Source organism: Streptomyces sp. NBC_00597 (assembly GCF_041431095.1).
GTDB lineage: Bacteria > Actinomycetota > Actinomycetes > Streptomycetales > Streptomycetaceae > Streptomyces.
In genome coordinates, this window is sequence record NZ_CP107757.1 from 5,805,417 (window position 1) to 5,819,119 (window position 13,703).

Genomic DNA, 13,703 nt, shown 5'->3' on the forward strand with positions numbered 1-13,703 from the left:
TCAGTCGACTTGGCCGGAGGGCGCCCATGCGATCGGGCCCATGACCGCATCCACGTGGGCCGTGCTCCATCGTGCGCACGAGGCGCTGCGCTCCGCCGTCGACGGCGTGCCCGCCGACGCCTGGGGCCGCCCGACGCCCTGTGACCGGTGGAACGTCGGCCAAGTGCTCCGGCACGCGGCCGGCGACCAGCTCGCCTACGCCGCCCGCCTCACCGGCGGATCCGGCCCGGCCGAGGACCCCTTCGCACCCTCCGCCACCCTGCCCGGCGCCCCCGCGGAGCTGCTGGCTCCGGCGCTCGACGCCGCGGCCGAAACCTTCGCCGGGGTCGCGCCCGGCACGATCGAGGTCGCCGTACCGTTGCCCCCGTTCGCGGTCCCCGCCGAGACCGCGGTCGGCGCGGCCGCCCTCGACGCCGCCGTCCACGCCTGGGACATCGCCGTCGCCACGGGCAGGCCCTCCCCGCTGACCCCCGCCCTCGCCGCGGCCCTGCGCCCGACCGCGGAGGCGCTCGCGGAGCCCCTGCGCAGCTTCGCCCACGCCGCGGCGCTCGTGCCCGCCCCCGATCCCGTCCCCGATCCCGCCGCCGACCCGGTCGGCTCGCTGCTCGCCCACCTCGGCCGGCGCCCCGACTGGACTCCGCCGCGGGCATGAGGGGCCGTACGGGCGAGGAAGCGTTCGGGCGCGGGCGGGGACGTGCCCGTGCACGACGGTGTGCCCGTGCACGACGGCGTCGCGTTTCGGTCGAATTTCGTCCGGGGGGCGCCCTTGCTCCACGCAGTGCATAGGGGCGCGCACAGCGGGTAGGGACAGGTGCATCGTCTCTCGCTTGCGTATACGTCGTCAGGAGTAGACCGTGCAGCATCCGCCGCATCAGTCCCTGCAGGTAGCAGCCGTACAGAGCCTTCAGGCGCGTCCGGCCGCCGTGCCGAAGCCGCGGGTGCCGGCGAGGGAAGACGACGGACCATGGCACGCGGAGGCGGTGTGCCGCCGGGACGAGGCGGGGCTGTTCTTCGCCCCCTCCAAGGAGCCGACCGCGGCCAGGCTCTCCCGCGAGGAGGCCGCCAAGCGCGTGTGCGCCCGCTGCCCGGTGATGGTCGCCTGCCGCGAGCACGCACTCCTCCAACCCGAGCCGTACGGGGTCTGGGGCGGGCTCACCGCTGCCGAGCGCCGCGTGGTGCTGGCCCGCCGCAGGCGCCGGGCGGCGGAACTGCGCCAGGCGCCGGGAGCCGGGCCGATAGCCGCCGCGGGCTGAAACCCGTACGCAGGCAAACGGGAGGGGCGCCACCGCCGCACGCGGTGACGCCCCTCTCGCCGTGCCGGCCGCCGGCCGGCCCGCTCCTACTGGGCGCGGTCGAAGTCGATCGCGCTGTAGGCGCGCAGCTTCGACAGGCGGTGGGTCGAGTCGATCTGCCGGATCGTGCCCGACTTCGAGCGCATGACCAGCGAGGACGTGGTCGCGGTCTCCGCGCGGTAGTGCACGCCGCGCAGCAGCTCGCCGTCCGTGATGCCGGTGGCGACGAAGAAGACGTTCTCGCCCGACACCAGGTCGTTGGTGTGCAGGACCCGGTCCAGGTCGTGGCCCGCGTCGATGGCCTTCTGGCGTTCGGCCTCGTCCTTCGGCCACAGCTTGCCCTGGATCGTGCCGCCGAGGCACTTGATGGCGCAGGCCGAGATGATGCCCTCGGGGGTGCCGCCGATGCCGAGGAGCAGGTCCACGCCGGTGCCCTCGCGGACGGCCATGACCGACCCGGCGACGTCGCCGTCCGAGATGAACTTGATGCGGGCGCCGGTCTCGCGGATCTCCTTGACGATGCCCTCGTGGCGGGGGCGGTCCAGGATGACCACGGTGACGTCCTCCACGGCCATGCCCTTGGCCTTGGCGACGCGCCGGATGTTGACGGACACCGGGGCGTTGATGTCGACGAAGTCGGCGGCCTCCGGCCCGGTGACCAGCTTCTCCATGTAGAAGACCGCGGACGGGTCGAACATGGTGCCCCGGTCGGCGGCGGCGAGCACGGCGATGGCGTTCGGCATGCCCTTGGCGTTCAGGGTGGTGCCGTCGATCGGGTCCACGGCGATGTCGACCTCGGCGCCGGTGCCGTCGCCGACCCGCTCGCCGTTGAACAGCATGGGGGCTTCGTCCTTCTCGCCCTCGCCGATGACGACCACGCCGTTCATCGAGACGGTGGAGATCAGGGTCCGCATCGCGTTGACCGCGGCGCCGTCGGCGCCGAGCTTGTCGCCGCGCCCGACCCACCGGCCCGCGGCCAGGGCGGCGGCCTCGGTCACTCGGACGAGTTCCAGGGCCAGGTTGCGGTCGGGGGCCTCCGGAGAGACTTCGAGCTGGGGCGGCAGGTTGTGCTCGGTCATCGGAGCGCACCTTTCTGTACGGCGACGGCCGGGAAGTGAGGGTGCTGGAACTCTATCGTCACGTCGACAAATTGAGCAGACCGGGTCACGTATGAGCGGCATATCGGTCAGGCGGTTGGCGTGAGGGGGCATCTTGCGGACCGGCGCGGTCGCCGCGCCGACCCCGCCGGAGATCGCTCCCGGCCATGGGGGACGATGGTGGCGTGGCAGGTATGAAGGGCAAGCAGACGGTCTGGGACATGGTCCGGTCGCTGGCGGTGATCGGTGTCGTCGTCGCTGGGATCTACATCTTCGTCCCACATGACGAGAACGCCGATCCGACACGAGTGGTCGACTACCGGGTGGAGACGCTCACGGCGCGGCGCGCGGCGCCGTATCCGGTGGCCGCACCCGTGGGGCTCCCGGCCGAGTGGCGGGCGACCTCGGTGACGTTCGACCGCAAGGCCGCGAACGCCTGGCACCTGGGCTTCCTGGACCCGCAGGAGCAGTACGTCGCGATCGAGCAGTCCAGCGACGCCTCGGGCAAGCACCTGGCGGCCGTCACCCGTCAGGCCAAGGCCACGGGGCAGACGCAGCAGGTCGGAGACCTGGCATGGGAGCGCTGGGAGGGCGAGAAGTACGACGCCCTCGTCCGCCAGGAGCAGGGCTACGCCACGGTGGTGACCGGCACGGCCACGTTCGAGGACCTGGGCAAGATGGCGGCGGCGCTGGAGTTCAAGCAGGGCGCGCAGCAGTGAGCCGGCGCTGACGCACGCGACGTGCGCCGACGGTGACATACGACGGTGACATACGAGAAGGCCGCTCCCCGGGATCCCGGGGAGCGGCCTTCTCGCATGTCTGTCCGGACTCGGACGCGGACTCAGACGGTGGTGATGACCTCGTCGAAGCTCAGGCGCGGGCCGCGGGGGAACCACGCGTCCTCGCCCGGCTTGCCGATGTTGACGACCATCAGCGGGGTGTGGTCGTCGTCCAGGAACTCCTTCTGGACGCCCGCGAAGTCCAGGCCGCCCATCGGGCCCGCGGCCAGACCGGCGGCGCGGACGCCGACGATGAAGTACGCGGCCTGCAGGGCGGCGTTCATCAGCGCCGCCTGCTCGCGGACCGGGCGCTCGCTGAAGAAGGCGTCCTTGGCCTGCGGGAAGTGCGGGAGCAGGGCCGGGAGCTCCTCGTGGAACTCGTTGTCCGCGGAGAGGATCGCGACGAGCGGCGCGGAGGCGGTCTTGGTCTGGTTGCCCTCGGCCATGAGCTTCACGAGGCGCTCGCGGGCCTCGGGGGAGCGGACCAGCGTGATGCGCAGCGGCGTCGAGTTGAAGGCGGTGGGGCCGTACTTGACCAGGTCGTAGATCGCCTGGACCTGCTCCTCGGTCACCGGCTCGTCGGAGAACGAGTTGGCGGTGCGGGCCTCGCGGAACAGCAGGTCCTGGGCGGCGGAGTCAAGAACGAGAGACATCGGAAAGCCTTCTTCCATACGGAGGTGAAGCGATGGCTCGACTTTAACCCCAAAGTCGTAGAATATTCAACTAAATCGGCTTGAGGGTGACTCGGATCACGCGCGGCCCGTCCGCTCAGGCGTCCGGCGCGCCACCCCTGCCGCCCCCGTCGCCCGCGTCGGCCCCCGCTTCGCGGGCCGCCAGCGCGGAGTCGAGCCGCGCGCGGGCACCTTCCAGCCAGTGCCGGCAGACCTGGGCGAGCTCCTCGCCGCGCTCCCAGAGCGCGAGGGAGTCCTCAAGGGAGGTACCGCCGGCCTCCAGCTTGCGGACGACCTCGATGAGTTCGTCCCGGGCCTGCTCGTACCCCAACGAGGTATCGGTCTCCGTCATTCCCGTCCCACCTTGTGTGTGCAGTTCATCGAATGTGTGTGCGGCTCACTCGCCGTCGCGCTGCGCGGTGTCCGGCCCGGTGTGCGGGCGGGTGTCCGGCCCGGTGACCCGTACGGAGAACTCGCCCTCCGCCACCCGTGCCCGCAGCACTTCGTCCGCCGAGACGTCCTCCGGCGAGCGCACCACGTGCCCGTCCGCCCGCTGGAGCACGGCGTACCCCCGCTCCAGCGTCGCCGCCGGGGACAGCGCCACCACCCGGGCCAGGGTGTGGTCCAGCTCCGAATCGGCCCGGTCCAACAGGTGCCCCAGCGTCCGCCGGGTACGGCCCATCAGGGCCTCCAGCTCGGCCTCGCGGGTCTCCACCATCCGCTGCGGATGGACGAAGACCGGCCGTGCGAGGGCGTGCGCCAGACCGCGCTCCTCCCGGTCGAGCAGCCCGCGTACCGCCCGCAGCCCCCTGCCCTGCAGTTGGCGCACCCGCTCCAGCTCCTCGCCGACGTCCGGGACCACCTTCTTCGCCGCGTCCGTCGGCGTGGAGGCCCGCACGTCCGCGACCAGGTCCAGCAGCGGGGAGTCCGGCTCGTGCCCGATCGCCGACACGACCGGGGTACGGGCCGCCGCGACCGTCCGTACGACCTCCTCGTCGGAGAACGGCAGCAGGTCCTCCACGCTGCCGCCGCCGCGCGCCACGATGATCACGTCGACCTCGTCGAGGGCGTCGAGCTCCTTGACCGCCTGGATCACCTGGGGCACCGCGTGCACCCCCTGGACCGCGACGTTCCGTACCTCGAAGCGGACCGCCGGCCAGCGTCGCCGGGCGTTCTCCAGCACGTCGCGTTCGGCGGCCGAGGCCCGCCCCACCACCAGCCCGATCAGCTGCGGCAGGAACGGCAGCGGCTTCTTGCGGTCCAGCGCGAACAGCCCCTCGGAGGCGAGCGACCGCTTGAGCTTCTCCAGCCGCGCGAGGAGCTCGCCGATGCCGACGGGCCGTATCTCGGTCGCCCGCAGCGACAGCTGCCCGCGCGGGGCGTACCACTCCGGCTTGGCCAGCACGACGACCCGCGCGCCCTCCGTCACTGCGTCCGCGACCTCGTCGAAGACCTGGCGGTAGCAGGTCACGCTGAGCGAGATGTCGTGCGACGGATCGCGCAGCGTCAGGAAGACCACCCCCGCCCCCGGCCGCCGCGAGAGCTGCGTGATCTGCCCCTCCACCCACACCTGGCCGAGCCTGTCGACCCAGCCCCCGATGAGCCGGGACACCTGGCCGACCGGCAGCGGCGCGTCAGCCGACGTATTCAGACCCATGTGCGCAGGCTATCCGCCCGTGCTGACAGCGTCTCAGGGTGCGGCGATGGTGTCGCAATCGCGGTGGGCGGATCGGAGGCTACGCGGTGGGCGGGCCGCTGGGGCTGCCGGGGTCGCTGGGGCTGCCGGGGTCGCCGGGGTCGCTGGTGATGCCGGGGGTGCCGGGGTCGCCGGGGCCGGGGTGGCGGCTCCGCTGGGCGTACAGGACGCACAGGCCCACCGCCAGCCAGACCGCGCCGACCACCTGCGCCGCGGGGGCCGCCTCCACGATCACCGCGACCGTCACCGCTGCCCCCAGCAGCGGGAGCAGCAGGTGCTTCCACCAGATCGGCTCGCCCGCCCCGCGCTTCACCACGAACCAGCCGACCACCGAGGCGTGCAGCAGCGTGAACGCCACGAGCGCGCCGACGTCCACCACCGAGACCAGCTGGTCGAGCCCGTCGTCGCGGCGGGCCGCCCACACCGCCGCGATCAGCGTGATCGTCGCCGCCACCAGCAGCGCCGGCCGCGGGGTCCCGTCCGAGGTGCGCGCGAGCGCCCCCGGCAGCCGCCGCTCCCGGGCCATCGCGAACACCAGCCGGCCCGCCGCCGCCTGCCCGGCCAGTGCCGCGAAGGCCGCCCCGACCGCCTTGCTGACCGCGACCAGGTCGTGCAGCCAAGGACCGACCGAGGACTCCACCGCGTCGTAGAAGGCCGGCCCCTGCTGCGCCGGATCGGCCGCCAGCTCCGCCGAGGACACCGGCATCAGCAGCGCCGCCAGGTAGCTCTGGGCGATGAACAGGACCCCGGCCAGCGCCAGGCACAACAGCACCGCGCGCGCCACCCGCGCCGAGCCCCCCGTCACCTCCTCCGCGAAGGAGGCGATCGCGTCGAAGCCGAGGTACGACAGGACCGCCACCGACACCGCGCCCAGGACGGCTGCGAGGGAGAAGCCCAGGGAGCCGTCCCCGGTCAGCGGTGAGAGCCAGCCGCGCTGCGCCCCGCCTTGGACGAGCACCGTCACCGCGGCCGCCACGAACACGAGCAGCACCGCGATCTCCATGGCCAGCACGGCGAAGCCCACGCGCGCGGCCGCCCGTACGCCCCACAGGTTCAAGGCGGTGGTCACCAGCACGGCCAGCGCCGTCCACACCCACCGGGAGACCTCCGGGACCAGCGCGTTCATCGCGATTCCGGAGAACAGGTACGCGACCGCAGGGATCAGCAGGTAGTCGAGCATCGCCATCCAGCCGGCGATCAGGCCGGCGCCCTCGCCGAGCCCCTTGCGCGCGTACGTGAAGACCGACCCGGCCTGCGGGGCCACCTGGACCATCTGCGCGTACGAGAACGCCGTGAAGGCCATCGCGATGGTCGCGAAGAGGTAGACGAGCGCGACGGCGCCGTGCGATTTCGCGTCGAGGGTGCCGAAGACGCCGACCGGGGCCATGGGAGCGATGAAGAGGAGCCCGTACACGACCAGGTCCCGGAAGCCGAGGCTCCGCCGGAGGGCGGGCCCCGGCGTCGTACCGGGGTCCGTCACGGACGCCATCGTTCCTCCGGGGGGCGGTCGGTTCGCACGTTCGACCCAGTCTGTGCCGAACGGGCGACGCCCGGCCTCCTGGAGACCCCCGTACGATGGACCGCATGACTGCTGCCGCCCCTGCTCCCGCTTCCCGACGCGTCCTGCTCGCCGCCCCGCGCGGCTACTGCGCAGGCGTTGACCGAGCCGTGATCGCCGTCGAGAAGGCTCTTGAGCAGTACGGTGCGCCGGTCTACGTCCGGCACGAGATCGTGCACAACAAGTACGTCGTCCAGACGCTGGAGAAGAAGGGCGCCATCTTCGTCGAGCGGACGGAAGAGGTGCCCGAGGGCTCCATCGTGATGTTCTCCGCGCACGGCGTGGCGCCCGTGGTGCACGAGGAGGCGGCGGCCGGCAAGCTCGCGACGATCGACGCGACCTGCCCGCTGGTCACGAAGGTGCACAAGGAAGCCATCCGGTACGCGAACGAGGACTTCGACATCCTCCTCATCGGCCACGAGGGCCACGAGGAGGTCATCGGCACCTCCGGCGAGGCCCCGGACCACATCACGATCGTGGACGGCCCCGAGGACGTCGCGAAGGTCGAGGTCCGCGACGAGTCGAAGGTCGTCTGGCTCTCCCAGACCACCCTCTCGGTCGACGAGACCATGGAGACCGTCGACGCGCTGAAGACCAAGTTCCCGCTGCTGGTCTCCCCGCCGAGCGACGACATCTGCTACGCCACCTCGAACCGCCAGGCCGCGGTCAAGGTCATGGGCGCCGACTCCGACCTGGTCATCGTCGTCGGCTCCAAGAACTCCTCGAACTCGATCCGGCTGGTCGAGGTCGCCCTCGACGCCGGTGCCCGCGCCGCGTACCTCGTCGACTTCGCGAGCGAGATCGACGAGGCCTGGCTGGAGGGCGTCACCACGGTCGGCCTGACCTCGGGCGCCTCCGTGCCGGAGGTCCTGGTCGAAGAGGTCCTGGAGTGGCTGGCGGCCCGCGGCTACGCGGACGTGGAGATCGTCAAGACCGCCGAGGAGTCGATCGTCTTCTCCCTGCCGAAGGAGCTGCGCCGCGACCTGCGCGCGGAAGCGGCCGCCCTCGTCGCCGAGAAGTAGGCCCGAGCCCGCGAAGTTCCCTACGGTGTTTCCATGCAGATCTTCGGCGTGGACATCGGTGGTTCCGGGATCAAGGGCGCTCCCGCGGACCTGGACCGTGGCGAGCTGGCGCAGGAGCGCCACAAGGTACTGACACCGCAGCCGGCCACCCCCGACGGGGTGGCCGGCTGCGTCGTCGAGGTGGTGAACCACTTCGACTGGGACGGGCCGGTGGGAGTGACGTTCCCCGGAGTCGTCACAGGCGGCGTCACCCGCACGGCGGCCAACATGGACAAGGGCTGGATCGGCGTCGACACCGCGACCCTGCTGTCGAAGCGGCTCGGCGGCCGGCCCGTCACCGTCCTCAACGACGCGGACGCCGCCGGCATCGCGGAGATGACCTACGGCGCAGGCCGGGGCCGCGGCGGAACGGTGATCATGCTGACGCTGGGCACGGGCATCGGCAGCGCCCTGTTCACGGACGGCCACCTGGTCCCGAACTCGGAGCTCGGCCACCTGGAGCTGAAGGGCCACGACGCGGAGAAGCGGGCGTCGGTCAAGGCCAAGGAGGACGGGGAACTCACCTGGGAGCGCTGGGCGCACCGGGTGCAGAGGTACCTGGAGCACGTGGAGATGCTCTTCTCCCCGGACCTCTTCATCATCGGCGGCGGGGTCAGCCGCAAGCCGGAGAAGTTCCTCCCGCTCATCGAGGGCGTCCGGGCCGAGATCGTCCCGGCGAAGCTCCAGAACAACGCGGGCATCGTGGGGGCGGCGATGGCGGCGCGGGGTCCGGCGCGTTAGGCGGTCCGGCCAAGCGGTCCGGCTAGGCGGTCCGGCGGGGGAGCCTGCGCCGGGAGATCAGCACGGCCTTCCGTACGACGACGATCAGCGCCGAGACGAGGGTTCCTCCGTACAGCCAGCCGGCGTGCAGCGACAGGGCGGACACGATGCCCATGAGCTGCGCGCCGAAGCCGCCGGAGCCGCCCGCAACGGGCCAGACTCCGGCGGCGAAGGCGATCGGGGCGGAGATCGGCGCGGTGATCAGGTCGGCGGGGCGCACCCAGAGGGCCGTGGCGGCCGCGACCGGCAGGAAGAGCAGCCCGTACGCGAGCAGCGAGCCGCTGAAGAGGAGCCAGGCGATCCCGCCGGCCAGGGTCATCGCGACGCTGGCGAACAGCCCGCCGCCGAGCCCGGTCAGCCGGGGCCGCGGCATCCGGCGGGCCGGCACGGGCCGTGGCCGCCCGCCCTGGGCGGGCACACCGCCGATGGGCTGGGCCGGGCGCCGCTGCTGCGCCCGCTCCGGCTGCTGTCGCTGCGGGTGATCCACCGAACGCGTCTTGTGTTGCTCCACCCCACAAAGCTAGGCGGGCCGAGCGCGGTATCGGTGTGGGGACACGCGTACAACGACTGCCACTCATCGGAAAGTAAACTGTCCGGTGGCCCACTCCCGGGCCGCCGCCCCCTCCAGCTACGGGAAGTCGCCAACGTGTCGCTCACGATCGGAATCGTCGGCCTGCCGAATGTCGGCAAGTCGACCCTGTTCAACGCCCTGACCAAGAACGACGTGCTGGCGGCCAACTACCCGTTCGCCACCATCGAGCCGAACGTCGGCGTCGTCGGCGTCCCGGACTCGCGCCTGGCCGTCCTCGCCGGAATCTTCGGCTCGCAGCGCGTCCTCCCGGCGACGGTCGACTTCGTCGACATCGCGGGCATCGTGCGCGGCGCCTCGGAGGGCGAGGGCCTGGGCAACAAGTTCCTCGCGAACATCCGCGAGTCGGACGCGATCTGCCAGGTCATCCGCGCCTTCAAGGACGAGAACGTCGTACACGTCGACGGCAAGGTCTCGCCGAAGGACGACATCGAGACGATCAACACCGAGCTGATCCTCGCCGACCTCCAGTCCATCGAGAAGGCCGAACCGCGCCTGACGAAGGAGTCCCGCCTCCAGAAGGAGAAGGTCGCGGTCCTCGCGGCCGTCGTCGAGGCCAAGAAGATCCTCGAAGCGGGCGACACCCTCTTCTCGAAGGGCATCACCAAGGGCACGGAGCAGGGCGACCTCCTCCACGAGCTGCACCTGCTGACCACCAAGCCGTTCCTCTACGTCTTCAACGTGGACGAGGACGAGCTCGTCGACGACGCCTTCAAGGCGGAGCAGAGCGCCCTGGTCGCCCCGGCCGAGGCCATCTTCCTGAACGCCAAGCTGGAGCAGGACCTCTCCGAGCTGGACGACGAGGAAGCCCTCGAACTCCTCCAGTCGGTCGGTCAGGACGAGCCCGGCCTGGCGACCCTCGGCCGCGTCGGCTTCGCCACCCTGGGCCTCCAGACCTACCTGACGGCAGGCCCGAAGGAAACCCGCGCGTGGACCATCAAGCAGGGCGCCACGGCCCCCGAGGCGGCCGGCGTGATCCACACCGACTTCCAGCGCGGCTTCATCAAGGCCGAGGTCATCTCCTTCGCGGACCTGGTCGCCTGCGGCTCGGTCGCCGAAGCCCGCGCCAAGGGCAAGGCCCGCATGGAGGGCAAGGACTACGTGATGCAGGACGGCGACGTGGTCGAGTTCCGCTTCAATGTGTAGCCGTACGCTTGCTGCATGTTAGGCGTTGAGTCAAACGTGCACGTCAGAAGGGGTCGGGCTCTGTCGAGTCCGCCCCCTTCGTCGTCGCCGTGCTGGATGTTCTGACGTGTGGTCAGCGGTGGTCAGGTGTCGTAAACGGTGGACCGGTGCCCCACGTGAACGACCCAGACCACCAGTTCCCCGTTGTCGATCGTGTAGACGACGCGGTAGTCGCCAACCCGTAGCCGCCGGCGGTCCGGCTGGGACGCGAGTGCGGTGGTGTTGAAGTCGAGCGGATCGCTTTCCAGCTCGGTCAGCTTGGCCAGGATGCGCAGCGCCGTCTCGCGCGGGATCTTCCGAAGCTCGGCCTGCGCCTCGGGGCGGAAGACGGTTCGGTACTCACTCACTGCGCGCCAGCGTCTCCCTCATGATGTCCTCGATCGGGATGCCGGGTGCGGGGTTGGCCATGCGCTCGTCGATGATCCGATTGATCTCGCGCTCTTCCCACTCCTGGTACTTGCGCAGTACCTCGATGGAGACGACGGCGGCGACTTCCTTGCCGCGGCGCGTGATCACGGTGGGTACGTCGTCGCGGTCGGCGCGCTCCACGACCTCAGCCAAATGCGCGCGCACGTCGCGGATGGACTCTATGGGCAGCGGCTGCGTCATACGCCCAAGGGTACCGAGTGTCCCATGTGTACACAATGGCTGGAATCCCTGGTGGCGCCCCGCGCGTGCTGGATGAACTCGTACCGTGCTGGATTGGTGCTGACTTTTCAGCTTCTTCGGGGCGGTGTCAGCTTGTCGAGGTCCAGGCTGACCTCGAAGGGCACGGAGCGCTGGAGGGTGCCTCGGAAGATCCCGGCGGGCGCGTATGCGCCGGTGGGTTCGTCGAGCTCGTAGACGTGGACGACGGGTGCCCCGTCTTCGTCCTCGATGCACCAGTAGTGCGGGATGCCGGCCTCCGCGTACTTGCGGAGCTTTACTGTGCGATCGCGATGGGCGGACTCGGGGGAGACGACTTCGATGACGAGTTGGACGTCCTCTGGTGCGAACCAGGTGCGGTCACCGTCGAAGTCGGCCGTCGTCACCAGCAGGTCCGGTTCGGGACGGTTGCGCGGGTCGAGCTTGATGGTCATCTCGCGGCCGACTCTGGTGTCGGCGGGCACCTGCTCCATGAGTGCGACCGTGAGCATCGTGACGAGGTGGCCATGCCACCACCTCTGGGGCGCCTTCATGAAGACGAGGGCCCCGTCGATCAGCTCGGTGTGGCGGGGCGCCTCGGGGAGGCGGTCGAGGTCCTCCGCGAACCAGCCTTCCGCGCGCGGCGGGCGCATCCAGTCGGGCAGTGCGGTCATGGATTCACGGTAGCGGCCCGAAGCTCAGGCTGGAGAGCCAACGATCTCAGCCGGATGATTTTCGGCAACTTTCCACCCTGTAACCAGCTACCTGCCTAGCGTCCGGCAAGATGCTCGCCCGGATCAACAAGCTCATCGAGGACGTCAGGCGTGACCCGTTCTCAGGGATCGGCAAGCCCGAACCCTTGAAGTACCACCTGCCCGGGGCGTGGTCGCGGCGGATCGACGACGAGCACCGCCTCGCCTACCTGGTGACGGACAAGGAGATCGTCGTCCTCGCTGCCCGATATCGCTACTGATCGCTGAGTGCTCGGTATGTGCTGGGATGCCCTCCCGTGCTGGGATGGTGCTGGGATGACCTCCTCGAAAAGGCCGTTTCCGCAGGCGGGAGCTCTGCACTCGACGTTCCGCTTCAAGGTCTGATCGGACATGGGTAAACGGCCTGACCTGCGAGAAAGCAGGTCAGGCCACGGCGGCGACCTGCTTGCCGCGACGGGTGATGACAGTGGGCACGTCGTCGCGGTCGGCCCGTTCGACGACCTCGGCCAAGTGGGCGCGTACGTCGCGGATGGACTCCATGGGCAGCGGCTGAGTCATGCCTCAAGGGTGCCGAGTGTGCCATGTGCACACAACAGCTTCGGGCCACGGTCGGCGCCGGGGGTGGGGCTCAACATGCAGGCCGCCTCCGTCGTGATCAAGACCCGACCGTCCGACGCGTACGCACGCCGCAGCGCGGTCGCCGAGTCGACGCCGGACGCGGCCGACGTTTCGGACACGGCGATGGCCCGCCAGATGGCCAAGGCGATGATCGCGACGGACGTCGACCCCACCACCTGGGACACTTCAAAGGGACTCGGCCGAAGGTGTACGCCTCGCCCCTCCAACGGGAACCAGGATCTCCTCGCACGGGAGCAGAAGACCATCCTGCCCGCCCTGTTGCACCGACGACCGCTGGGATTGGATTTCGGACGACATGCTGCCTGCCTATCAACTTCTTCTCCGCGACAATCCGGCGGAAGCGAAGCGGCTCATCGCCCTGCCGTTGAACGAGCGCGCCAAGGAGTTCCGGCGCATCACGCTCAACGGCGAGGGCTGATCCAGGATGCCGTACCGCGCCCGGCCCCTCGTCATCACCTTCGCGGCCGTCTCGGCCGCACTGCTTCTTCCCGGTTACCTGTACATGGCCCGGGAGGAGCCCAGTTCCGTGAAATGGGACCTGAGTCACCGCCATACCGAATCGGACGTCAACTGGTCCGGCAGGAGCCGGAGTACCTGGGAAATCTCCTCGGCCGAGTACGACATCACGTTCTCCGGCGGAATTCACCTCACCGGAAAGCGCATGCTCCGGCTCGACGCGGACCCGGACACCGGCACTGTCGAGTCGGTGCACATCATTTATCCGAAGATGAGCACCGATGACGCCTACCGGGCCGCGAAGGAGCTGGCCAAGGAGCTGTCGATGGACACCGTGAACGTGGACCGCTGGTACAAGCAGCGGACCGGCGGCCGCGAGGCCGGGCACGAGGAGGTGGTGTCCACCAGCGGCATGTCTCCCGCGAAGCACACGCCGGGAACGCCGTACATCGACGCATCCCTGCTGTACTCCTTCGACGAGGAGAAGCCGACGTTCATCGACCTCTCCTTCTACTGGCCGAAGACGGAGAAGTGAGCCTCTGAGGCAACGTCATCCCGTCCAG

17 protein-coding genes and 2 pseudogenes are annotated in these 13,703 nt (G+C 70.4%); 9 read left to right on the forward strand and 10 right to left on the reverse strand.

The window, feature by feature from the left end; translation table 11 throughout:
* Positions 1–40 precede the first annotated feature (40 nt).
* On the forward strand, positions 41–652 hold the full coding sequence (locus tag OG974_RS26520) for a TIGR03086 family metal-binding protein (protein ID WP_371644668.1): 612 nt from the start codon (positions 41–43) through the stop codon (positions 650–652).
* Positions 653–854: 202 nt separating this feature from the next.
* A complete protein-coding gene (locus tag OG974_RS26525; protein ID WP_371644670.1) occupies positions 855–1,253 on the forward strand; it encodes a WhiB family transcriptional regulator in 399 nt (132 codons plus the stop codon).
* 86 nt (positions 1,254–1,339) lie between these two features.
* Here OG974_RS26525 and glpX read toward each other — a convergent pair whose 3' ends face one another.
* Entirely contained in the window at positions 1,340–2,371 is a 1,032-nt protein-coding gene (gene glpX / locus OG974_RS26530; RefSeq protein WP_327285190.1) for a class II fructose-bisphosphatase, read from the reverse strand.
* A 212-nt stretch (positions 2,372–2,583) separates the two neighbouring features.
* On the opposite strand from glpX, the gene OG974_RS26535 reads away from it, so the two are divergent.
* Entirely contained in the window at positions 2,584–3,108 is a 525-nt protein-coding gene (locus OG974_RS26535) for a DUF4245 domain-containing protein (protein ID WP_327285763.1), read from the forward strand.
* Positions 3,109–3,230: 122 nt separating this feature from the next.
* Here the strand turns inward: OG974_RS26535 and OG974_RS26540 are convergent, their stop codons facing one another.
* The 4 genes from OG974_RS26540 to OG974_RS26555 all read right to left on the reverse strand — a co-directional run bounded on the left by OG974_RS26540 (position 3,231) and on the right by OG974_RS26555 (position 7,024).
* A complete protein-coding gene (locus tag OG974_RS26540; RefSeq protein ID WP_327285191.1) occupies positions 3,231–3,821 on the reverse strand; it encodes a malonic semialdehyde reductase in 591 nt (196 codons plus the stop codon).
* Between the two features lie 115 nt (positions 3,822–3,936).
* Positions 3,937–4,191 (reverse strand): exodeoxyribonuclease VII small subunit, encoded by a 255-nt coding sequence (locus tag OG974_RS26545; RefSeq protein ID WP_328763526.1) that lies wholly within the window; start codon positions 4,189–4,191, stop codon positions 3,937–3,939.
* A gap of 45 nt (positions 4,192–4,236) precedes the next feature.
* Entirely contained in the window at positions 4,237–5,496 is a 1,260-nt protein-coding gene (gene xseA / locus OG974_RS26550) for an exodeoxyribonuclease VII large subunit (RefSeq protein WP_328763528.1), read from the reverse strand.
* 79 nt (positions 5,497–5,575) lie between these two features.
* Positions 5,576–7,024, reverse strand: a complete 1,449-nt coding sequence (locus OG974_RS26555; protein WP_328763529.1) for an APC family permease — start codon at positions 7,022–7,024, stop codon at positions 5,576–5,578.
* Positions 7,025–7,110: 86 nt separating this feature from the next.
* Here OG974_RS26555 and OG974_RS26560 point away from each other — a divergent pair, with 86 nt between their 5' ends.
* Positions 7,111–8,115 (forward strand): 4-hydroxy-3-methylbut-2-enyl diphosphate reductase, encoded by a 1,005-nt coding sequence (locus tag OG974_RS26560; protein ID WP_327285195.1) that lies wholly within the window; start codon positions 7,111–7,113, stop codon positions 8,113–8,115.
* A 33-nt stretch (positions 8,116–8,148) separates the two neighbouring features.
* A complete protein-coding gene (ppgK, locus tag OG974_RS26565) occupies positions 8,149–8,895 on the forward strand; it encodes a polyphosphate--glucose phosphotransferase (RefSeq protein WP_327285196.1) in 747 nt (248 codons plus the stop codon).
* A 22-nt stretch (positions 8,896–8,917) separates the two neighbouring features.
* Here ppgK and OG974_RS26570 read toward each other — a convergent pair whose 3' ends face one another.
* Entirely contained in the window at positions 8,918–9,445 is a 528-nt protein-coding gene (locus OG974_RS26570) for a DUF6542 domain-containing protein (protein WP_327285197.1), read from the reverse strand.
* A 135-nt stretch (positions 9,446–9,580) separates the two neighbouring features.
* Between OG974_RS26570 and ychF the strand changes: the two genes are divergently transcribed.
* Positions 9,581–10,669, forward strand: a complete 1,089-nt coding sequence (gene ychF, locus OG974_RS26575) for a redox-regulated ATPase YchF (protein WP_327285198.1) — start codon at positions 9,581–9,583, stop codon at positions 10,667–10,669.
* Between the two features lie 122 nt (positions 10,670–10,791).
* On the opposite strand, the gene OG974_RS26580 is transcribed toward ychF, so the two are convergent.
* The 3 genes from OG974_RS26580 to OG974_RS26590 all read right to left on the reverse strand — a co-directional run bounded on the left by OG974_RS26580 (position 10,792) and on the right by OG974_RS26590 (position 12,006).
* Complete coding sequence (locus tag OG974_RS26580; RefSeq protein WP_371644674.1) at positions 10,792–11,055, reverse strand: type II toxin-antitoxin system RelE/ParE family toxin; 264 nt, start codon at positions 11,053–11,055, stop codon at positions 10,792–10,794.
* The gene (locus OG974_RS26585) at positions 11,048–11,317 is read right to left on the reverse strand and encodes a type II toxin-antitoxin system Phd/YefM family antitoxin (protein WP_007266282.1); all 270 of its coding nucleotides are present in this window, start codon (positions 11,315–11,317) and stop codon (positions 11,048–11,050) included. The genes OG974_RS26580 and OG974_RS26585 overlap by 8 nt, the downstream gene beginning before the upstream one ends.
* A gap of 107 nt (positions 11,318–11,424) precedes the next feature.
* Positions 11,425–12,006, reverse strand: a complete 582-nt coding sequence (locus tag OG974_RS26590; RefSeq protein ID WP_327285200.1) for a Uma2 family endonuclease — start codon at positions 12,004–12,006, stop codon at positions 11,425–11,427.
* Positions 12,007–12,113: 107 nt separating this feature from the next.
* Between OG974_RS26590 and OG974_RS26595 the strand changes: the two are divergent.
* A pseudogene (locus OG974_RS26595) lies at positions 12,114–12,305 on the forward strand (Txe/YoeB family addiction module toxin); the annotation flags it as partial.
* A 169-nt stretch (positions 12,306–12,474) separates the two neighbouring features.
* Here OG974_RS26595 and OG974_RS26600 read toward each other — a convergent pair.
* Positions 12,475–12,603 (reverse strand): annotated as a pseudogene (locus tag OG974_RS26600) (type II toxin-antitoxin system prevent-host-death family antitoxin); the annotation flags it as partial.
* 376 nt (positions 12,604–12,979) lie between these two features.
* On the opposite strand from OG974_RS26600, the gene OG974_RS26605 reads away from it, so the two are divergent.
* The gene (locus tag OG974_RS26605) at positions 12,980–13,102 is read left to right on the forward strand and encodes a hypothetical protein (protein ID WP_327285201.1); all 123 of its coding nucleotides are present in this window, start codon (positions 12,980–12,982) and stop codon (positions 13,100–13,102) included.
* Between the two features lie 6 nt (positions 13,103–13,108).
* The gene (locus OG974_RS26610; RefSeq protein ID WP_371644676.1) at positions 13,109–13,675 is read left to right on the forward strand and encodes a hypothetical protein; all 567 of its coding nucleotides are present in this window, start codon (positions 13,109–13,111) and stop codon (positions 13,673–13,675) included.
* The last annotated feature ends 28 nt before the right edge of the window (positions 13,676–13,703 follow it).